Genomic DNA, 20,732 nt, shown 5'->3' with positions numbered 1-20,732 from the left:
ACATCGGGAAAGATTTAACTATGTTACGCTATAGCTAATTACTCCAGAGGAGTTTTTATAATGTCTACAACTTGTGAAAGAGGTGTGTAATTGAAACTTCCAACAATCCAATTCGGACATATTAAATCCAGAGTTCCTGTTATTCAAGGTGGAATGGGTGTAGGCATATCCTTAAGTGGACTAGCCGCTGCTGTAGCCAATGCAGGTGGGATCGGCACCATCTCTGGTACAGGGATCACTACTGAAGAGCTGAGAATGCATATTCGCAAAACAAGAGAACTCTCTAAAGGGATTGGCTATATCGGTGTGAATGTACTATTCGCAGTGAAGGACTTTGCCGAAAAAATGAAGGTAGCTTTGGAAGAAAAGGTTGACTTTATTATTTCCGGAGCCGGAATTTCTAGAGATATTTATGCTTGGGGTAAAGAATATGGTACTCCTGTGGTAACTATTGTTTCATCCGCCAAATTAGCTAGAATTTCCGAAAGACTCGGTGCCTCCGCAGTCGTTGTGGAAGGGTTCGAAGCTGGGGGCCATTTAGGTACAGACAGATCCATGTTTGATATCCTTCCTGAAGTCTTAGAGGCCGTTTCGATTCCGGTTATTGCTGCGGGTGGGATTCTGACAGGGGATGATATCGCAAAAGCCCTTCAGATTGGCGCATCTGGTGTTCAAATGGGCACCCGTTTTGTGGCTAGTCATGAGTGCGATGCTCCCTTAGCCTTCAAGCAAAAGTATGTAGATGCTCAGCAAGGAGATACTGTCCTCATCAAGTCTACAGTGGGTCTAGAAGGTAGAGCGATTCGGAATGAATTTACGGACCGGATCAGTGATGATGCCAAATTAAAGATAGTTAAATGCTATGATTGTCTAAAGGTCTGTTCACATCGCTTCTGTACAATGGAATCCCTGCTTACTTCCCTTAGAGGAGATGTTAAGAACGGTTTGGTATTTGCTGGGTCCAGAGTTCATGAGATTAAAGAGATTTTGTCCGTACAGCAGATTATCGACAATTTAATGAATGAGTATCAAGGGGCATTAAACCCGACAACTTAAGGTTGTTATAAGATATAAAAGCACGATTAACCACTTAAGCTTGGAATTTCCGAGCGGAAGTGGTTTTTTATTTCGCGAGATACTCAAATCTATATAAATTGAACTAAAGAAAAAAACTGACTACAACCTGACACAGAGACGGTCAATGATCGCAAAGGTACTTTCATAATCTCTTCCATGACCTGGAATCCCTCCTGTTTCATAGACTAGAATGTAACCTTTTACGGTTTTTGCACTTCGGTTGAGGGTATGAGCTATCTGCTCTATTTCTGTTCCTTGCAGATACAAATACAGCGTCTGGTATCGTTCGTGCATTTGACGTTTTTTGGCTGGTTTCATCGCGATTTGGATCTCTTGGAATGATGCTGAATGTTCCATTGAATTCCCATGCCTGTCTAAAGTCAGTTACTACATACTTCGACATGTAGGGGTAATTCCAGCGTAGCTGACATTACCCGCAAACGCATGGATAAAAATGTAAGGACCCTCCAAGTTTGGAGAGTTCTTTTTATGAGTGATGATATATAGCTGTTCGTTTAACTAATAATGTATCCGTTAAACGTTTCTTTGCCAATTCTATAACCGAATGAATGTTGCTTTTATTTCGGGTATAAGCCACTCTATCATCTCTCTATATTTAGATGGATGGATGCAAGGTGCTTTTTAAGTTTGGCATATTCTAATACTTTTCTCTGGATAGCTTCTGTAATCACGGAATAAAAGATTATTTATCCATTCGTCACTCGTTTTTTCATATATGTGAAGGTGATGTGTTCCTTTTCATCATCCTCTTTTTTCGAAAAAAATGACCATTGGGAAACTCCACTCTTCACCTTCTGATGACTGAGCATACGAGGAAAGGCAGGCCCGAAAACCGGGCCTGCCTCTCCTCACATCCGTTTACCGCTGACCTTCCTCCCTCCAACCCGGGATCTTCGGGAAAATGCCCTCGTTAGGAACTTCCGCAAGCACGTACATATAGAGCTGTTCGAACATGTACATATGCCCGAACGTTTGCGATACGGACGGGATCACGCTCGTCACTTCCGCTAACTAAATAAATATTGAGTTTGACCAGATTGGCGAAACTTGCATTTTCAGTAGCTAAAATGGTTTTGATATTATGAAGTGTCTGTTTTGTCTGCAACTCCAAATCACCAACTCCAATCAGCTCACCTTTTGAATTTATAGCATTTTGCCCGCCAATATAAATTGTTTTTGCCTTCCCTGTTACGGTAATCGCTTGACTAAATGCTTTTGATTTGAATAAACCTTCCGGGTTTATATGCTTCATTTTAAAAGTAGGCATTTGTCTCCTCCTTCATGATTTGACTTGAATTCTATATCTAATAATAAAGCAACTTCACTGACAGTTATCGTCAGCGAACTTCAATCGGAATCAATTTCGTAATGATGTGCGATTGCCGATGACATCTCCTGGACCCGGCGCTTCAGCGCCAGCGGCTCACGAATTCGAATGGCTGTGCCAAACGTCATCAGATACATCGGAAGATACTTGTTCATCGTCGGGACGTCGAGCAGAAACCGCGCTTCCCGGTCGGTCCGTTCCATCAAATAGTGGCGCATATGCCAGTGGCCGCAAACCGCATTCAACGTATCGGACTCTCATTTATCCATTGAGCTACGATTAACTCTAATTCATTTTCCCTGAGGCGGTTTTCGAAAGTATTCAGCCGTTTGTAATAACGGCTAACAATATCTTGCATTGAAAAACTAATTAGGGGATTATTCAACAACTGAAGGGATTTTCGTTATCCCATATGTAGCCGTACTCTTGAGAAACTAATACAAAATATTTTGACTTCACCCCATTTTCTCACCACCCATTAAGTGCTTTCAAAACAATTACACACGAAAGCTTAACTTGATCATACACACCACCCACTCATCAGGAAACTGTTCCCTAACTTCTTCCCAACGCATCTAACCACCTCCGAGAAATACTTACTTCCTACTTAATAGCATAACATACAAAAGCCTGACCGGAGAAAGCATTCGGTCAGGCTTAAAACCATATTGAACCCCTGATCGGTTCAATACGAGACCACTGAAAAAGTCCCTTTGATGCTCAAAGGGTACAGTCGCTCAAGAAAACTGAGGAGACTGTACCTTTTTTTCTGTATTTTTTTCGTAAGCTACGATTTATGCAGGGTCAATAAGACCTTTACAGGACTGTAAAGGTCAGGGAAAAGCACAAGTAGAAAAGAGAAGCTATAAGCGATCACGCATAGGATAATAAACGCTCTTTTTTCCCTTTTCAAGGTCTTGTCGATTTTAGGCCATTCGTAAAGCACAATTAAAGCGAGAATCCAAGTAACATTGGCAATCTGAACCCATTTCATTTCATCACTGCCCTTTCATTGCCGCTGGCGGACGTATTCGCCCGGTTTGAGAATTTTTACGTTGAGATCGTATTCCGTCTCGATCTCGGGGAAAATTTCATCCCAGCGATCTTTTTTTGCATACCACTGTTTTGGATATTTCCTGTAGATAGCCTCGGCATATCCGAGTACATCTGTTTTAAATTTCTGTTGAACTTGCTGAACGACCTGCTCCAGACGTTTTTGTAAATCTTCGTTCAATTTCTTTTCAAGCATTTCGGTGACATCCGGTTTAGGGATTTGCAGATTTGTTGCATTTTGAACCACATCGACAGACGATAATGTCTTTACGGTCATCTTCCATTCGCCGTTTTCAATCCGAGGCAGTAATTCTGTCCGGGCATGTAGAGTTTTAAAAGACACAGAACCTTTTTCATCGTCTAGGACAATCGTTATCATCGGGTTTTCGATTTTATTGCGAAACCACATAAGACCGCGAGTCGTTTCGACATCAATCTCACCTACTATGCGATCTTTTTTTAAAATAGAAGTACCGACTATTGCGGGGGTCATAGAATTACTTGCATTCTGATCTGGTTCCATCATGCGAATTTTGGGTATGACAGCGGATTGTCCCTTATCCTCCTGCATCTGCAAGAAGTAATTTAAATCAATGGCCGGCACAACCAGCTTTTTAGAAATTCCACTCAGTGTCGCCACGCTGCTCTGTTCTAGCTTGGTTTTGGAAGACAATATTTGATCTACGGAATCTTCGCTGATAAACAATTTATTGCGAAGCCGGGTGTCCGGGTCCCGTGCAAGAAAATCGAGCTGATCGCGGACGCCGTTTTCTTTAGCAAACTTCTCGTTGATGATGAATACGTACATCTGCCCAAAAAACAGCTTTCTCGGGCTTTTAATTTGAAGCTTGGATAAAGCATCGGCGGTGTTAACCCCGTCGGCCCAGAGAATGGACGGGCTGCCGAGTGATTCATTTGAATCTTTTTTGGAAGATGGAACGTGGATTTGGACAGTAAATCGGATTCTATTGTCGTCAGCTTTGTCTATACCTCCCCCCGTAACGATAGCCAATTGATTAAGTTCATTGGAATTCCAGCAGCCCGTAAGAAAAATGAGGGTAAGGAATATCGACGTAAGGAGAATGATGTACCTAATCGAATTCATCGTTTCACTCTCATAGCATGTTTTCTTGTCAGAAAAAAGGAGACGATCAACATAAGCAAAGGGATGGCGGTTTGGAATGTAGTTAAATAATAAGGAAACAATGTAGCTAAAAAATGGTTCAATTCAATTCTATTTTTTACAACCAACTGGGCAAGAAATACGAGCGTGAAATAAAGTGGAAGCACAATCGGACGATAATCGGACAATTTCAGCCACTGTGCGATACCTAAAGACAAAGCATATCCGAATATAGCGATTTTAATACAAGATCCGCTCACAAAAATGCCGATACCAACGGGCTCCATAGATTGGAAGAAATCTGCAATACTAATATACGCTATAGTAGACATCAAAGGATCGACCACTTTTCCTGTAATGCTTCCGAACACGAGAAGAGTTGTCAAATTAACCAAACACATAGTTAAAGTCACGGCCAGTACAGAAATATTTGCCCATTTCTTCGCTTTATCCGGGTCTTTTACGTAGGGTAACATAAACAAAAGCAGGATAAAGTCTGAAAACCATCCCTGCACAATCAATGCCCCATTAACCGAAGGTTGTAACCCATTGGCAAAAATCGGCAACATACGCTCAATATCCCAATCTGGACTGATCATAAGTGTCAATAATATAAGGAAAAAGATTGTAGGTATAACACAAATTTGCGCCATCCGGCCTATAACCTCTAATCCGCTGCGTACGGTAAACGCGCAAATGATAAGCAGACTGCCGATGATTACGGGCATAGGAGTCAGGGACAGAGCTCTGCCTACAGTAAGTTCCGTATACTCCCGTATCATGATGCCCAGATTGAAGGTTAAAAAGAGTAAATACAGCAGACCGATAAATTTTCCTAGTAAGGTTCCGAATATTTGCTCCATCATTTGGATCAATGTAGCCCCGGGATACTGATTATGCAGCCGAAAGGATATCCAAACGGTAAAATAGCCTAGAACGGATGCCCAAATGGGTGAGATCCACATATCCCGTTCCGCTAGTTTGCCAACGAGTGCAGGAATCGAAAGAAGCACTGTTGCCAAAACTGCGGGGTACATGATCAGCGACATTTGATATGCGGATATTTTTCCTTTTTCCATAATGTCCTCCCTTTTATTTTGAATCATCATCCTGTGGAGTTGAACCCGGTTTCGGCGAGGCATGTCTGAATGTACGGATGTCTCCAGTCAAGTGCGGCCTTTTATTCATGGCCCACCAAGGTGCTCGAATCAACTGGTCTTTAAGATCCTCTCTAATGGTCGGCGCGATACCTGACAAGTAGGGTACGCCAAACGATCGCAGTGTGCATAAATGGAGAAGAATCGCCATAATTCCCAGCATGACTCCGACGATCCCAAGAAATCCGGCGAGAATCATGATGGGAAAACGAAGCACCCGAAGAGTCAACCCGATCGAATAATGGGGAATGACAAAGCTAGAAACACCCGTAATGGCAACCACGATGACCATCGGTGCAGAGACGAGGCCGGCCCGAACCGCCGCATCACCGATCACGATCGCCCCGACAATACTAACGGCAGCGCCTATCTGCTTGGGCAATCGAATGCCTGCTTCACGGAGCGCTTCGAATGCGATTTCCATCATTAACGCTTCTACAATGGTTGGAAACGGAACAGACTCCCGGGATGATGAAAAACTGAACAATAAAGACAGCGGCAGCATTTGTGGGTGAAACGTGACGATTGCAACGTATATGGACGGCAATAAAAGAGATAACGCTATAAAAACGTAACGCAAGATACGTACGATGGAGCCAACAAACCACCGGGAATAATAATCCTCCGCCGATTGTATTAAGGAGAATACGGTAATTGGAGCAATCAGAACAAAAGGCGTTCCGTCGATAAGAATCGCTACACGTCCCTCAAGTAAGGAGGCGCAAACAACATCAGCTCTTTCGGTCTCTAGAATTTGCGGAAATGGGGAATAGGGGTTATCTTCAATTAATTCCTCAATATACGAGCTCTCCAATACAGCGTCTAAATTGATTTTACGAAGCCGATTCGTGACTTCTTCAATCAAGTTTGGTTCTGCGATTCCTTTATGGTACGCTAAAAAAATTTGAGTCTGCGTTTCAGTCCCCAGTTTGAACGGCTGAAATTTGAGGTTCGGAGTCTTTATTCGACGGCGAAGCAGCATCATATTAACACTTATGCTTTCTGTAAACCCTTCGCGCGGACCCCTTACGACAGATTCCGATTGCGGTTCTTCAATCGAGCGTTTCTCCCATTTTGCCAGTCCTAAAACGACTGCCCGCGGTTCATGATCGAAGAATAATACGGGATTTCCCGATAAAATTTCAGAAACGGCTTTATGCATCATGGAAACAATTGTAAGATCAGCAATGGACAGCTTTTCTTCGAGAAGCAGTTCAATGCTAGTTTCTTCAGTCTCTTTCATCTGCATTAAGGGCAACAATACATGTGTATCCAACAAATCCGTATCGCTTAATCCGTCGAGGTAGACGAGCAGCGCTTGTTGGACCCCCTTGATTTTAAAGGCTCTGAATATAACATCCGGACAATTTGCGAAAATCACTTTGATATTCATTTCGTTTTCTTCCAAATGCTCTTTTATTGAGTCATCGGCTTGCTGCGACGGTAAGAAATCCTGTATAGGTTTGTTATTATGCGATTGCTTCCAAAAGGCTCCGTGAAAAATCCTTTTAAAGAGTGGCATAGGCTACCTCACAAATCTTCAATTAACTTTGATAATTATAATAACCAGTATTTATCATTTGCATACATTTTCGGAACTCGCCGAGAAAGGCTGCAAATCCTGCCTGAGTTCATTTCGAAGGAAGCGTTCCAGCTTGCAGGAGAAGATGGATGGCAACAAGCACTAGCCCGGGGCGTATCTGCTGAGGGGCTTGATTGTACGTGGGGAATGCCGAAAAACCATCGGCACCTACTACTCCATGATGGGAAACGTTAAGCATAGCGGAAGGAAAAAGCTCAAGTACGTCACTAACCGCTGCAGCAATCGTGACCCGGACGAAGGAGTGCAAAAACCTCTAGCTTCGCCGATAATACATCGATAGTTACGTCATTTCCCAACTCCAGTGCTACGCTACTTGCAACTGTGACTATAACAGAAAAAGCAGCCATCACAGAGGAATCTCTGCGACAACTGCTTCCTTAGTTGGGAGCCCACCTTGCGGTCCCCGTTGTGGATGGATCGGCTACACTTAGTTGGATAACAAAAACGAGGGCTTGTAGAATAAACCTATTACGCTAAGGAGCGGATTATCTACAATGCCAAATCAACGACGTACCTTTACAACAGAGTTCAAAAAAGAAATGGTTCAGTTATACGAGAACGGCAAAACCAGAGCAGCCCTTGTGGACGAATATGGGCTCACAGCCTCAGCTCTGGATCGCTGGATCAAACAGGCTCAGACAACAGGTTCCTTTTCCGAGAAGGACAATCGCTCTGCGGAAGAGAATGAACTCATTGCTTTACGCAAAGAAAACCACGCCTCAAAATGGAGGTCGACATTTTAAAGCAAGCCGCGCTGATCATGGGACGAAAGTAGCTATCATCCAGAACAATCGTGATCAATACTCGGTATCAGTAATGTGTGACGTCCTGCAAATCGCAAGAAGTACGTTTTACTACGAAGCCAAAGAACAGGCAACCGAAGTCGCTGCGATGATGGAAGGGTTGTTGCGTCACTGCACCGATACGGAAGTGGAGAAGAATTATGTTGATTCACATGGACAGAGTGAGGTTGCATTCGCCTTTTATTATTTGCTTGGTTACAAACTCATGCCTCGATTAAAAGCTATTCATACACAAAAGTTATACCGACCGGAGCCAGGAATGACTGACGCTTTTGCGAACTTGCAGCATGTACTCACGCGCCCGATTAATTGGGAACTGATCCGTCAGCAGTATGATCAAATGATGAAGTATGCAACAGCTTTACGGCTTGGTACGGCTGATACGGAAGCCATTCTGAAGCGGTTTACCCGGAACAATTTGAAGCATCCAACGTATCAGGCGCTAGGTGAGTTGGGTAAGGCAGTTAAAACCATCTTCCTCTGTGAATATTTGCATTCTGAAGAATTACGTCGGGAGATTAATGCTGGTTTAAATGTCGTGGAAAACTGGAACTCGGCCAACGGATTTATCTTCTATGGGAAAGGGTGGAGAAATTGCTACGAATCGCATAGAAGATCAAGAGATGGCCGTTTTGTCGCTTCATCTACTACAAAATTGTTTAGTCTACATTAATACCATCATGTTCCAGAACGTTTTATCGGAGAAGAAATGGTTTGATCTAATGACTCCGGAAGATTTACGTGCGGTGACACCCTTGATCTATACTCACGTTAATCCATATGGCACATTCCGGTTGGACATGACGGAAAGACTTCCATTGGAAGGTGAGCTGGCATGATTGAAAAACGCGTATCTGCAAAAAAGAAAGCCCAGGAGCTGGCGAAGTACATTCGCTCAGAACGACCGGACTATGCTTACTTAAAGAGTTTGTTTCAGCATTTAAGAAGGGAGCTAGAAGTTGAGATTCCAAAATCAAATAAAAAGCTACCTTACGTACCCTCAGAGGAAGAATTAAAAAGATACTATGAAGTAGTTTGGAAGGCCAAGAATTTTCAAGACATGATGATCGTGAAGACCCTCATGTATACAGGTGTCCGGGTCAGTGAGTTAATCAGCATTAAGCTGGCGGACATCGATTTTGATTACTGTCAGATCCGGATCAACAAAGGAAAGGGCAGCAAAGACCGCATTGTTCCATTTCCTCAGACTTTCAAAGAGCTACTGGCCATGCATGCTGATTCGATGAAAAAGAAGCAAGCGGCCTATCTGTTTGAGTCCTCATGGAAGAATAAGTACACGGACAGGGGAATACGCAAGATTTTAGCTAAATATTCAGAGGAGGCCAAGTTATCTCAAAACCTTTCTCCTCATAAACTACGTCACTTTCTATTAACCTGGCTAAAAAAGCAGGGCATTGATGACGCGCTGATTCAACCCTATTCCGGCCATGAAAGCAGAAAATCTTTGGAAGTATACTCAAAGCTGGCAATTACCGATGCTCAAAATGAATATAACGAGGTTATTAATAAATTACCAATTTAATCTATACGTTTACGGGTGGTGTCAGCTACGCTGGTATAACCCCATGTAGCAACGAAATCCTTACCAGAGTTTTCTAATTTTAAGTTCAACTTATATAGGTTTTGGTGGGAAATTCAATCTACATGCATCATGATATTCTTGATAAGTCCCTGGATTAGGTGTACTTTGGCAGAACGTCATGCATTAAAGACAATCATTCCTTATCTTAATCTTATTTTTTAAGATATTGTATTTGGCTGTATACTTTTTGGGTCATTGCCCATGCATAATTGGGTGATTACCTAACAAAAAAGAGTAAGCAAAAAAGTCCACCTTCACAGTTTTACCTCACAACAGACCCCACGAGGCACTTGGGGTGGGTGAGGTCGTGGGTTCGAATCCCGCTACTACGATTCTAATCAAAATGTCCTAATGACGCAGATTTTGCGCCTGCCGGATATTTTTTTGTTTATTAGATTTTTCCTCGATTGGAAGTCTATTGCCAATGAGTACATACAGAAATGGGGAGAAGCATGCTACGTCGTTTTTTGTTTCTTTTGGATTTTTTGTGCGTGGTCTTTGCTGCGTTGCTGGATCTGGGGTTTCCGCTCGCCGTCAATTGTGTGGTGGACGGCTTATTGCCGCAAAATAACTTAAGGCTGATTCTGTGAGCCTGCGCGGGTTTGCTGGCGCGATCTATGCGGTAAATACGGTGATGCAGTACATCATTAACTATTGGAGTCATATGCTGGGCGTTAATATTGAAACGGCGATGCAGCAGCGACTGTTTGAGCATATGCAAAAGATGTCCTACCGATTTTTTTTGATAACAACAAGACAGGCAGCTGATGTCGCGAATTACGAATGATTTGGTGGAGATTGGCGAAATGGCGCATCACGGGCCGGAGGATTTGTTCATTGCGATTATGACGCTGATCGGGGCATTTGTGCTGATGAGCTCGATTCACTAGAAGCTCGCGTTGCTAATTTTTGCGGTGATTCCGGTACTAATCTGGGTGTCCATTTATTTTAATGAAAAGATGACCAAGGCCTTCGATACGATGTATACGAGCATGGAAGAGTTTAATGCCCGTGTAGAAGGTATAATTGTCGGTATCCGAGTTGTGCAATCTTTTGGTAATGAGTAGTTTGAAAAGGTACTCTTTGACAAAAAAAACAACCGTTTTCGGCGCGCAAACCATTTGAGAGAAGATATTCGCTATAGCGATGTTCCTTGTAGATATGAAGGCAAGGACAAGGTACTGAAAAGGAATTGATCTCGGCATTCAGGCTGGAAAAACGGTTGCTTTTGTAGGTTTGTCAGGGGCGGGAAAACGACGATTTGCAGCTTGCTTCCCGTTTTTACGATGTGGAGGGCGATGTCATTACCATTGATGGTATGAATATCCACTGTATGACGCTGGTTTCACTACGCCGACAGATTGGGATTGTGCAGCAGGATGTGTTCCTGTTCTTGGCACTATTCGCGAAAATATCGGGTATGGCAAGCTGGATGCCGGGGAGGATGAAATATAGGAGGCTACGCGGCGTGCGCAGCTGCATGATTTTATCCGTTCTCAGCCGGAAGGAATGGATACGGTGATCGGTGAACGGGGTGTGAAGCTGTCTGGAGGTTAGAAGCAGCGGTTGGCGATTGCACGGATGTTCTTGAAAAATCCGCCGATTCTCATTTTGGATGGAGCGACCTCAGCGCTGGATTCGGAGACGGAGACTACAATTCAACAATCACTGACAGAATTGTCTGCCGGACGGACGACACTGGTCATTGCCCACCGACTGGCGATGATCAAAAATGCTAACCGTATCATCGTAGTAATGGAAAAAGGTATTACCGAGTAGGGAAGACATGTGGAGCTGGTTGCGGCGGGTGGAGTGTACAGTCGTTTGCATACTGCCCAATTTGGTTCCTGAACTACGATTTGTACGATAAAAGCGTCTGGGCTGGGGACAACTCCGCCTGTGGCGCATTTATTCATACGAAATAACCCGATTCATCTAATTTACGCATTGGTATGTTGAGAAAAAGGAAATGCTCATAGACGGAAAAGTTTATACAATGGAGAAGGATAGGAACTGTGAAATTCGACTTTTGATAAAGGATTTCATATAATGTGAGCATATTGTGAACAACTTAAAATGAGAACTTTGCAAAAACTGAAATGAAAATGATTTCCGTCCAGCTATGAATTTCAAAATTTGACGGAGGGAACGAGATGACAATGGAAGAGAGCAGCAGACAGGTACCTTGGCAGAGTTATTATGGACCTAATCTAGGTTATGTGCAGGACCAGTATGAAAAGTATGTAGCGGACCCCGGAACAGTTGATCCGGCTTACCGCGAGCTGTTTGATCAATGGGGTGAGCCGCCACAATCCGAATACTCGACTGCTTCCATGATAGACTACAAATTGCAAGGCCCCCCGGCAAGTGCTCAGGGACATCTTGATTCGAACACATTACAGAAAGCGGTTACAGCCGGGAAAATGGTGTGGAACATCCGTGAATACGGACATTTGGCTGCACAAATAGACCCTCTGGGACTGGATGCCGAGCAGGATACACACTTGCTTGATCCGGCATCCTACGGTTTGACTGAAGAGGACCTAAAGGCTTTTCCGTCCTCTTTAATATGGGATAACGCTCCTGCTGGAACACTTAACGGTTGGGAAGCTATCCAACGCTTGCGTGTGGCATACACAGGCCCGATTGCCTATGAATTTAGTCACATTCATAACGAGGAGGAGCGTCGTTGGTTGAACAGCTATGCTGAATCCGACTGGTCCTCCAAACCACTCACCACACAGGAACGCAAGGCATTGCTAGGCAGACTGGTAGAGGTGGAGCAATTTGAAGAGTTTTTGCATAAAACGTTTGTCGGACAGAAACGTTTTTCCATCGAGGGTAATGATGTCCTTGTACCGGTGCTTGACGAGATTATCCGTCTTACCACGAATGCAGGTGCAAGCCACGTCTTGATGGGGATGGCGCATCGTGGTCGTCTGAATGTACTGGCCCACGTGCTGGGCAAGCCTTACAGCAAGATTTTCTCTGAATTTCATCATTCTCCGAATAAGGATCTGATTCCGTCAGAAGGCTCGACAGGAATTAATTACGGCTGGACCGGAGATGTGAAATACCATCTGGGTGCCAATCGTTTTGTAAAGGATGGGGAAGCAGTACAAGCCCGTCTGACATTGGCGAATAACCCGAGTCATCTGGAATACGTGAATCCGGTCGTGCAGGGCTTTTCCCGCGCAGCGCAGGAGGATCGTAGTGAAGCGGGCTACCCGAAGCTGGATGTTAGCAAGGCGGCAACCATTATCATGCATGGAGATGCTGCTTTTCCAGGTGAAGGCATCGTGGCCGAATCACTCAATTTCACGAATTTGCGCGGCTTCCGTAATGGCGGTTCGGTTCATATTATCGTTAACAATCGTTTGGGCTTTACAACGGAAAGCGTGGACTCCCGTTCGACCCGCTATGCAAGCGATCTGGCCAAAGGATATGAAATTCCGATCGTACACGTGAACGCGGACAATCCCGAGGCGTGTATTGCAGCAGCTCGAATGGCTGGTGAATATCGCAACCGTTTCAAGAAGGATTTCCTGATTGATTTGATTGGCTATCGCCGTTATGGTCATAATGAATCCGATGATCCGGAAACAACGCAACCGCTGGTATACAGTAAGGTGAAAAACCATCCAACGGTTAGCAAATTGTATGCTCAAAACCTGATTAAGCAAGGAATCGTGGATGAAGCGTACAATGTTGGACTTATCGATAAGGTACAAAATCGACTCAAGGAAGCGCATGAGCATGTGAAGAATAACCCGGAAGAGGAGCCTACAATTGCTCCTTCCAAGGCAAAACGGGGTCAGGATTCAGTGATTCGTACGGCTGTAGAGTTGAAAAAGTTACGCCAGATCAATGAAAACCTGCTAAAATGGCCAAAGGCCTTCCAGGTATATCCGAAGCTGGATCGTATTTTACAGCGTAGAAAAACGGCTCTGAACGAAGGTGAAAAGGTGGATTGGAGCTTGGCGGAAACGTTGGCTCTGGCAACGATTCTGGCAGATGGCAAACCGATCCGTATGACGGGTCAGGATGCGGAGCGGGCAACGTTTGCTCACCGTAACCTCGTGTTGCATGAGCCTGAAACGGGCAATACGCATTGCCCTTTGCACACTTTGCCAGAAGCACGCGCTTCGTTCAGTATTCATAACAGCCCGTTGTCTGAGGCGTCTGTCCTTGGCTTTGAGTATGGCTATAACGTGTACTCTCCTGAAACGTTAGTGATTTGGGAAGCACAATTCGGTGATTTTGCCAACTGTGCGCAGGTTATTTTCGATCAGTTCATTTCCGCTGGCCGCGCCAAATGGAGACAGAAATCCAGTCTGGTGATGCTGTTGCCGCATGGTAGTGAAGGACAAGGACCGGAACATACAAGCGCACGTCTGGAACGATTCCTCCAACTGTCTGCACAAAATAACTGGACTGTCGCTAACCTGAGCAGTGCCTCGCAGTATTTCCATCTGCTGCGCCGTCAGGCTGCATTAAGCGAGAGTGAGGAAGCTCGTCCGCTTGTGATGATGTCGCCGAAGAGTCTCATTCGTAACAATCGTGTCGCTTCGCCTGCTTCCGAATTCAGCGAAGGAACATTCCGTCCCGTGCTGGAACAGCCCGGACTGGGTGCGCGCCCGGATCGTGTAGAACGGATTGTACTGTGCAGTGGCAAGATTGCCATTGATCTGGAAGAGGCGTTGGAGAAAGACAAGTATGAAGCGGAGGATCGTCTGCACATCATTCGTGTCGAGCAGTTGTATCCTTTCCCGGAAGAGGAAATTCGGAATGTTTTCAGCCGATTCCAGCATGTTAAGGAATTCGTATGGGCACAGGAAGAACCGAAAAACATGGGTGCCTGGAGTTACATTGAGCCTCGTCTGCGGAATGTAGTGCCACAAGGAGCGGAAATCCGCTACGCAGGCAGACCGGATCGTTCCAGCCCGGCGAGTGGTTATCAGCAAGTACACAGCCTAGAGCAGCAGCGAATTATTCAATCAGCGTTGAAGCAGGATTCCAAAAATAATATTACACTGGGGAGGTAGCGGCTGTGAGCGATATTTTAGTACCAGCAATGGGAGAATCCATCACGGAAGGGACAATCTCCAAATGGCTTGTGAAGGAAGGGGATTCCGTAGGACAGGGAGATGTTCTACTGGAGTTGGAAACCGATAAGGTCAATCTGGAAATTAGCGCAGAAGAAGCGGGGGTAGTCCAGAAAATCCTTCGTCAGGAAGGGGAAACGGTGGTTATCGGTGAAGCTGTTGGTTTGATCGGAAGTGGGAGCGGTAGCGCAGAGCCATCCGGTGCCGGAGAAGCAGCAGCGACCAAAGCGCCGGAAGCACCGCCTCTAGCGACTTCGCCCGCTTCCACAGGTGGTGGTAAATCAGCAGCGGAACAGGCCGCACAGCCTACTCTGTCTAACGGTGACGGGAGCGGTCAGACGGCATCTCCATCTGCCCGGAAGCTGGCACGTGAGCGTGGAATTGATCTGGGGCAAGTACAGGGGAAGGACCCGCTCGGACGTGTGTTCCAGGCGGACGTTAAAACGCATGCGAACAGCACCGATGTTTCGCGTGCCGCATCACCTGCACCTGCGACACCCGCTGCGACTCCGTCTCAGACAGAGTACAGCAAGCCGGTGGAACGTCAGCGCATGTCCCGCCGCAGAGCGACCATTGCCAAGCGTCTCGTTGAGGCACAGCAAACGGCCGCTATGCTCACGACCTTTAATGAAGTGGATATGACCGCTATTCTCGATGTTCGCAAACGCCGCAAAGACAAGTTCAAGGAGAAGCACGATGTTGGGCTGGGCTTTATGTCCTTCTTTACGAAGGCAGTGGTCGGCGCGCTCAAGCGGTTCCCTACGGTGAATGCGGAAATTAACGGTGATGATATCGTACTGAAAAAATACTATGATATCGGGATTGCTGTATCTGCGAAGGAAGGGCTGGTCGTACCCGTCGTACGGGATGCTGATCGTCTCGGCTTTGCCGAAATCGAGAAGAGTATTGCGGACTTGGCTGGCAAAGCACGTTCTAATTCGCTTTCTCTGGCGGATCTGCAAGGTGGAACCTTTACCATTACCAACGGAGGTATTTTCGGTTCCCTGCTGTCTACGCCAATCCTGAATACACCGCAAGTGGGTATTTTGGGAATGCATAAAATCCAGCTTCGCCCGATTGCCATTGACGAGGAACGTATGGAAAATCGTCCGATGATGTATATCGCGTTGTCCTATGATCACCGGATTATTGATGGCAGCGAAGCGGTTCGCTTCCTGGTAACGGTCAAAGAATTGCTGGAAGATCCGGAATCGCTGTTGCTGGAAGGATAAAATAGATCAACAGTTGTACCCAAACGTTACGTATAGGAAAAAGCAGGCTCTTGCGGGTCTGCTTTTTTTCCTGCATAGTTATAACATAAGATTACAGGTAGTAGGTACTCAGATGTGAAAGAAGGGTGGGGAACTGTTTTGAATCATGATTTGCGCTACCCGATTGGGTCATTCGTCGTTCCGGAACCCATTACAGAAGAACAGCTTGTGGCATGGACTCACGATATTGCCGAACTGCCTTCCCAGCTTCGTCAGGCGGTCGGAGGGCTGGACGAACAACAGTTGAACACGCCCTATCGCGAAGGAGGCTGGACGGTTAGGCAGGTTGTCCATCATTTGGCAGACAGCCATATGAACAGTTATATTCGCTTCAAGCTGGCGCTAACAGAGGATACACCCACGATTAAGCCATATGATGAGGGGCGTTGGGCCGAAATACCGGATGCAAGGGAGCTTCCGCTGGAGCCTTCTCTGCAATTGCTGGAAGGGCTGCATGAACGGTGGGTGGTTGTGTTGCGTTCGCTGGGGGATGATCAATTACACCGTACGTTTATCCATCCGGAATCGGGTCAGACGATCTGCCTGGAACGAAACATCGGCATCTATGCCTGGCACGGCAAACATCATATAGCTCATATTACTTCCCTAAGAGAACGGAATGAATGGTAATTATTAAGACAACCTCAAAGTAAAAAATTAAACACAAAAAGAAATCTTCAAGTCCACTGTAATCGTGGTTTTGAAGGTTTCTTTTTATTAAGAGCTATTTATGAGGATGCTTCAGAGCCTCCAGACAAAATAGAAGCGGAGCTCGCTGCTGTGTTAATATGACGATCCAGCCAATTAACGATATCGGTCATGACCTCGTCACGGTTCGTTTCATGCAGCATCTCATGCCGGCCGTCAGGATAGAGACGATATTCTACATCCTGAAGCTTCAGACTTCGGTACATATCCACCAGTGATAGAACACCTTTGCCGAACAACCCGACCGGATCACGATCCCCTGCAAAAATATAGACTGGCAGTGTGGGATTGATTTTTTCGAGTGAGGAGGGACTATGAATTTCCTGTAACAGCCGGAAAAAATCAAGGAAAAAACCTGTCGTGCAGATGGCCCCGCATAACGGATCATGCACGAATTGATCTACTTCCTCGGGATCGCGGGATAACCAGTCGAACGCTGTACGCACCGGACGAAAGGCCCGATTAAATCCGCCGAAGACCATAGCGTTGAGTAGTATGCTGCGGTGATCCATTCCTTGCAGTTTGGCTTGCAGCAGGGCAACTTGTTCGCCAAGTTTCAGCAGGCCACGCCGCCCGTTCGTTCCCGATAAAATAAAACCGTGATACTGTTGCCTGCCATCATACATGATTTTCTGGGTTAAAAAGGACCCCATACTGTGACCGAGCAAAAAACGAGGCTGATCAGGGAACTCTTTGGCCGCAATTTGGCCCAGATCCAGCATACCAATTGCCATTCGTCTGAATGCATTCGCTCCCGGCATGCCAAGCTTATCAGGATCACCAGCCGTACGTCCGTGGCCGATATGATCGTTGGCATATACACCGTAGCCGGAAATTGTAAGCTTCTCGGCTAAGTGAATATAGCGGTGGGACGTCTCGCACATCCCGTGCGAAATCTGAACGATTCCCCGCACGGGCGTATGCTCATCCGGTAGCCAGCGGTAGGCAAAAAGGTCCGTTCCGTCATTTTCAGCGATGGTGAAGGTATATTCCCGCATGATTAGACAACACACCCTTTAAGCTTTAAGGAAGATAAGATCTGAGGACAGTCATTCCGTCATGCAACGTGTAACCGCCCAGATTGGCGGGCAGCAGGAAGCAATCTCCGGCTTTGCAGGAGAGAGACGCCGAATGATCGTCCCACGTTAATGTACCGCTACCTTCGCAAATCACGAGAATGGTAAAGCTGTCATCGGTTGTGGAAAGCGCCCAGCTTCCTTTTACGATACCCTTTTCTACGACAAAATACTCACAGGCTGCGAGTTGAAGCCATTCGCCCGGTTGCAAACCTCCTGTTTTCATCGTTGTTGCACCAGCCCCCTCGTAAGAGGTCACATTGAGGGAATCCTCGATATGCAGCTCACGGGGCTTGCCATCCAGACCAGGACGGTTATAGTCATATAACCGATAGGTGGTATCTGAATTTTGCTGAATCTCAGCAACAACAACGCCTGCACACAGCGCATGTACGGTTCCAGCGGGGATGAAGAATGTGTCGCCTGCCTCAACAGGAATCTGACGCAAGCTGCCCAGGATGTCTCCGCTTTCAAGAGCGGTACGCAGGCTGTTCCGGGTCACACCCTCGGTCAGACCATAAATAATTTTAGCATCCGGCTTGGCATCAAGCACGTACCACATTTCGGTTTTTCCCAGCTCTCCGGCTGGAAGTCCTGCATAATCATCTGTCGGATGCACTTGCACGGACAGATCGTCATTGCAATCCAGCAGCTTGATCAGAAGCGGAAAACGTCCGCCTTTTTCCGATACGCCCTTGGCCCCGAGCCAGTCCTGCCCGTAGGTTTCGCGAATTTCATCCAGTCCTTTGCCAGCCAGCTTGCCATTAATGACCGTTGTGGTTCCATTTGGATGATCGGCAATCATCCATCCTTCGCCAATATGTCCTTCCGGCGGGGTCAAACCGAATTGTTCTAAGGCTCGTCCTCCCCAAACTCTCTCTTTGAACTCAGGTTGAAATTGCAGCGGGTATGGCTTTAGCATAATTTCTCTCCTCCATAATGAGTAATGAGTGCGACCTAACAGAATAGGGAATCAGAAACGTCCCGATGGGGCAATAAAACTAGGATGAATAGCCCGTACGACGCTCGAAAAAGATATATATAAGGCGGCTAAAAAAAACCGACATTATTTCTTTTCAACCGCCACTACGTAGGGCGAAGTGGCTCGCTGTAATTGGCGGTAAATAATGCTTTGACCACTGGATATCGGGAGGGCGGAGGCCCATTGAAGAACGGCTTCCGCTTCCTCGCCGCCTCCGGCGTGTCCCGGATACAGTACGGCGGTCAGAATACCGCGCGGGCGCAGCAGATACAGCGCCGCATCAAGAGCGGCGAGTGTACTGTCGGTATGCGTGATTACAGACGGATCAGCGCCTTCGGAGGGCAAGTAGCCGAGGTTAAACATGACCGCAGCGACTTTGCCATGCAGCTTGTCGGGAACGGCCTCCCGCATCTGCTCATGGCCTTGCAGCAGCAGCGACACCTCCGCCAGTGAGGGTGATTCGTCTTCGTCCAGCCGATGACGAGCGAGCTGCAACGCCTCCTGCTGGATATCGAAGCCATAGACACGTCCCCGCCTTCCGGCAGCCTTAGCTAGGAACAGTGTATCCGCTCCGGTGCCAACTGTGGCATCTATAGCCGCATCGCCCGGCTGGACTCGTGCAGCTACCAATTGATGAGCGTAGCTCAGTACAGACAGGAAGCCCATTTAAGACTGCCTCCAATACTTACCTTGCCACGTTTCCCGTGATTTTAGTTCATCGTCAATGGCGTTAAGTACTTCCCATTTTTTGAGCGACCACATCGGACCCATCAGCAAATCGCGTGGTGCATCTCCGGTCAAGCGATGAACGATCAGTTCGGGCGGCAAAAATTCCAGCGTATCGACGATCAGCTTGACATATTCATCCTTTTCCAGAAAGCGTAGTAATCCGGCTTCATACTGCTTGACCATCGGCGTTTTGCGCATGAGATGCAACAGGTGGATTTTGATGCCCTGCACATCCATAGCTGCCACTGCACGACCTGTGTCCAGCATCATTTCATGCGTTTCCTGCGGCAGCCCGTAAATGATGTGTGCGCACACGCGGATATTACGCTTGCGCAGCTTTTCCACCGCTTCCAGATAGCATTGAGTGTCATGGGCGCGGTTAATCAGCTCCGAGGTGGATTCATGGACGGTTTGCAGGCCCATCTCGATCCACAGGTATGTGCGCTCGTTTAGCTCGGCAAGGTAATCCACTACATCGTCAGGCAGGCAATCGGGACGTGTAGCGATGGACAGACCAACAACGCCGGGCTGCTCCAGGATGACCTCGAAGTATTCGCGTAGCTCCTCAACCGGGGCATACGTATTTGTATAGGCTTGAAAATAGCCGATATATTTGGCGTTCGGCCATTTTAGATGCTGTCGGTCCCGAATCGTATTGAATTGGGTAACGAGATCGTCCCGGCGGCGTCCGGCAAAATCACCAGATCCCCGTGCGCTGCAAAAGGTGCAGCCTCCTTTGGCAATGGAACCATCCCGGTTCGGACAGGTAAAACCCGCATCCAGCATGACTTTAAACACTTTATTTTGAAATTGCTCGCGCATTTCGTAATTCCACGTATGGAACCGTTTATCTCCCCACAGGAGAGGAGCAGGCAACAAATCTGTTTTCATGGGTGTACTCCTTTTTTTTGCGATCACCTTAGTGTAACAAAAATCAGTCGGAATTGGGAATCACTTGACAGCGAAAGGCAGGAGAAAGTACGAATTTTATAGGATTCAGGATTGAAAAAGGTTACACCATGTGTTATATTGTAAGCGATACCAAAAGTACTGTAAAAGGACTGTTTGAGATCTTGAAAATAAAGGTTAACATC

The 20,732-nt window shown here is 46.4% G+C and carries 15 protein-coding genes and 3 pseudogenes; 8 read left to right on the top strand and 10 right to left on the bottom strand.

The genetic code is table 11. The features are described 5' to 3' along the window. Positions 1-90 precede the first annotated feature (90 nt). Positions 91-1,056 carry an NAD(P)H-dependent flavin oxidoreductase gene (locus ACWGOO_RS03500; protein ID WP_452481450.1) on the top strand — a complete coding sequence of 322 codons (966 nt, stop codon included), beginning with the start codon at positions 91-93 and terminating at the stop codon, positions 1,054-1,056. A 120-nt stretch (positions 1,057-1,176) separates the two neighbouring features. On the opposite strand, the gene ACWGOO_RS03495 is transcribed toward ACWGOO_RS03500, so the two are convergent. From ACWGOO_RS03495 to ACWGOO_RS03470, 6 genes are all read right to left on the bottom strand, one after another. Further along, the gene (locus ACWGOO_RS03495; protein WP_452481449.1) at positions 1,177-1,395 is read right to left on the bottom strand and encodes a helix-turn-helix domain-containing protein; all 219 of its coding nucleotides are present in this window, start codon (positions 1,393-1,395) and stop codon (positions 1,177-1,179) included. Positions 1,396-2,008: 613 nt separating this feature from the next. Next, on the bottom strand, positions 2,009-2,365 hold the full coding sequence (locus tag ACWGOO_RS03490; protein WP_452481448.1) for a RidA family protein: 357 nt from the start codon (positions 2,363-2,365) through the stop codon (positions 2,009-2,011). Positions 2,366-2,445: 80 nt separating this feature from the next. Next, positions 2,446-2,580 (bottom strand): hypothetical protein, encoded by a 135-nt coding sequence (locus tag ACWGOO_RS03485; protein WP_452481447.1) that lies wholly within the window; start codon positions 2,578-2,580, stop codon positions 2,446-2,448. Positions 2,581-3,434: 854 nt separating this feature from the next. Then, positions 3,435-4,583, bottom strand: a complete 1,149-nt coding sequence (locus ACWGOO_RS03480) for a Ger(x)C family spore germination protein (protein ID WP_452481446.1) — start codon at positions 4,581-4,583, stop codon at positions 3,435-3,437. Further along, positions 4,580-5,680, bottom strand: a complete 1,101-nt coding sequence (locus ACWGOO_RS03475; RefSeq protein WP_452481445.1) for a GerAB/ArcD/ProY family transporter — start codon at positions 5,678-5,680, stop codon at positions 4,580-4,582. Before ACWGOO_RS03475 ends, ACWGOO_RS03480 begins: the two co-directional genes overlap by 4 nt. 13 nt (positions 5,681-5,693) lie before the next feature. Beyond that, positions 5,694-7,280 (bottom strand): spore germination protein, encoded by a 1,587-nt coding sequence (locus ACWGOO_RS03470; protein ID WP_452481444.1) that lies wholly within the window; start codon positions 7,278-7,280, stop codon positions 5,694-5,696. 575 nt (positions 7,281-7,855) lie between these two features. Here ACWGOO_RS03470 and ACWGOO_RS03465 point away from each other — a divergent pair. The 7 genes and pseudogenes from ACWGOO_RS03465 to ACWGOO_RS03435 all read left to right on the top strand — a co-directional run. Next, positions 7,856-8,232: pseudogene (locus ACWGOO_RS03465) on the top strand (transposase); the annotation flags it as partial. 2 nt (positions 8,233-8,234) lie between these two features. After that, positions 8,235-9,003, top strand: a pseudogene (locus ACWGOO_RS03460) (Tn3 family transposase); the annotation flags it as partial. Then, positions 9,000-9,707 (top strand): tyrosine-type recombinase/integrase, encoded by a 708-nt coding sequence (locus ACWGOO_RS03455; RefSeq protein WP_452481443.1) that lies wholly within the window; start codon positions 9,000-9,002, stop codon positions 9,705-9,707. The pseudogene ACWGOO_RS03460 and the gene ACWGOO_RS03455, both read left to right, overlap by 4 nt. A gap of 694 nt (positions 9,708-10,401) precedes the next feature. Beyond that, a pseudogene (locus ACWGOO_RS03450) lies at positions 10,402-11,618 on the top strand (ABC transporter ATP-binding protein); the annotation flags it as partial. Between the two features lie 302 nt (positions 11,619-11,920). Beyond that, positions 11,921-14,812: a 2-oxoglutarate dehydrogenase E1 component gene (locus tag ACWGOO_RS03445; protein ID WP_452481442.1), complete on the top strand. Its 2,892-nt coding sequence runs from the start codon at positions 11,921-11,923 to the stop codon at positions 14,810-14,812. Between the two features lie 5 nt (positions 14,813-14,817). Beyond that, complete coding sequence (gene odhB, locus ACWGOO_RS03440; protein WP_452481441.1) at positions 14,818-16,104, top strand: 2-oxoglutarate dehydrogenase complex dihydrolipoyllysine-residue succinyltransferase; 1,287 nt, start codon at positions 14,818-14,820, stop codon at positions 16,102-16,104. Between the two features lie 138 nt (positions 16,105-16,242). Next, complete coding sequence (locus ACWGOO_RS03435; RefSeq protein ID WP_452481440.1) at positions 16,243-16,773, top strand: YfiT family bacillithiol transferase; 531 nt, start codon at positions 16,243-16,245, stop codon at positions 16,771-16,773. 98 nt (positions 16,774-16,871) lie between these two features. Here ACWGOO_RS03435 and ACWGOO_RS03430 read toward each other — a convergent pair whose 3' ends face one another. The 4 genes from ACWGOO_RS03430 to ACWGOO_RS03415 form a co-directional block, all read right to left on the bottom strand. Continuing rightward, positions 16,872-17,849, bottom strand: coding sequence for an alpha/beta fold hydrolase (locus ACWGOO_RS03430; RefSeq protein ID WP_452481439.1), 978 nt, complete (start codon positions 17,847-17,849; stop codon positions 16,872-16,874). Between the two features lie 25 nt (positions 17,850-17,874). Then, positions 17,875-18,849: a type I phosphomannose isomerase catalytic subunit gene (locus tag ACWGOO_RS03425; RefSeq protein WP_452481438.1), complete on the bottom strand. Its 975-nt coding sequence runs from the start codon at positions 18,847-18,849 to the stop codon at positions 17,875-17,877. A 144-nt stretch (positions 18,850-18,993) separates the two neighbouring features. Then, the gene (locus tag ACWGOO_RS03420) at positions 18,994-19,575 is read right to left on the bottom strand and encodes a class I SAM-dependent methyltransferase (protein ID WP_452481437.1); all 582 of its coding nucleotides are present in this window, start codon (positions 19,573-19,575) and stop codon (positions 18,994-18,996) included. Further along, positions 19,576-20,529 (bottom strand): TIGR01212 family radical SAM protein, encoded by a 954-nt coding sequence (locus ACWGOO_RS03415; protein WP_452481436.1) that lies wholly within the window; start codon positions 20,527-20,529, stop codon positions 19,576-19,578. Positions 20,530-20,732 lie beyond the last annotated feature (203 nt).

Source organism: Paenibacillus sp. NPDC055715 (assembly GCF_053617595.1).
Note: the sequence above shows the minus strand (reverse complement) of the source record. Positions and strands in the feature narration are given on the sequence as shown.

Coding starts and splice junctions, on each gene's coding strand:
- ACWGOO_RS03495 (WP_452481449.1), bottom strand. CDS start 1,395: ATGAAACCAGCCAAAAAACGTCAAATGCACGAACGATACCAGACGCTG.
- ACWGOO_RS03490 (WP_452481448.1), bottom strand. CDS start 2,365: ATGCCTACTTTTAAAATGAAGCATATAAACCCGGAAGGTTTATTCAAA.
- ACWGOO_RS03485 (WP_452481447.1), bottom strand. CDS start 2,580: ATGAACAAGTATCTTCCGATGTATCTGATGACGTTTGGCACAGCCATT.
- ACWGOO_RS03480 (WP_452481446.1), bottom strand. CDS start 4,583: ATGAATTCGATTAGGTACATCATTCTCCTTACGTCGATATTCCTTACC.
- ACWGOO_RS03475 (WP_452481445.1), bottom strand. CDS start 5,680: ATGGAAAAAGGAAAAATATCCGCATATCAAATGTCGCTGATCATGTAC.
- ACWGOO_RS03470 (WP_452481444.1), bottom strand. CDS start 7,280: ATGCCACTCTTTAAAAGGATTTTTCACGGAGCCTTTTGGAAGCAATCG.
- ACWGOO_RS03455 (WP_452481443.1), top strand. CDS start 9,000: ATGATTGAAAAACGCGTATCTGCAAAAAAGAAAGCCCAGGAGCTGGCG.
- ACWGOO_RS03445 (WP_452481442.1), top strand. CDS start 11,921: ATGACAATGGAAGAGAGCAGCAGACAGGTACCTTGGCAGAGTTATTAT.
- ACWGOO_RS03430 (WP_452481439.1), bottom strand. CDS start 17,849: ATGCGGGAATATACCTTCACCATCGCTGAAAATGACGGAACGGACCTT.
- ACWGOO_RS03425 (WP_452481438.1), bottom strand. CDS start 18,849: ATGCTAAAGCCATACCCGCTGCAATTTCAACCTGAGTTCAAAGAGAGA.
- ACWGOO_RS03420 (WP_452481437.1), bottom strand. CDS start 19,575: ATGGGCTTCCTGTCTGTACTGAGCTACGCTCATCAATTGGTAGCTGCA.
- ACWGOO_RS03415 (WP_452481436.1), bottom strand. CDS start 20,529: ATGAAAACAGATTTGTTGCCTGCTCCTCTCCTGTGGGGAGATAAACGG.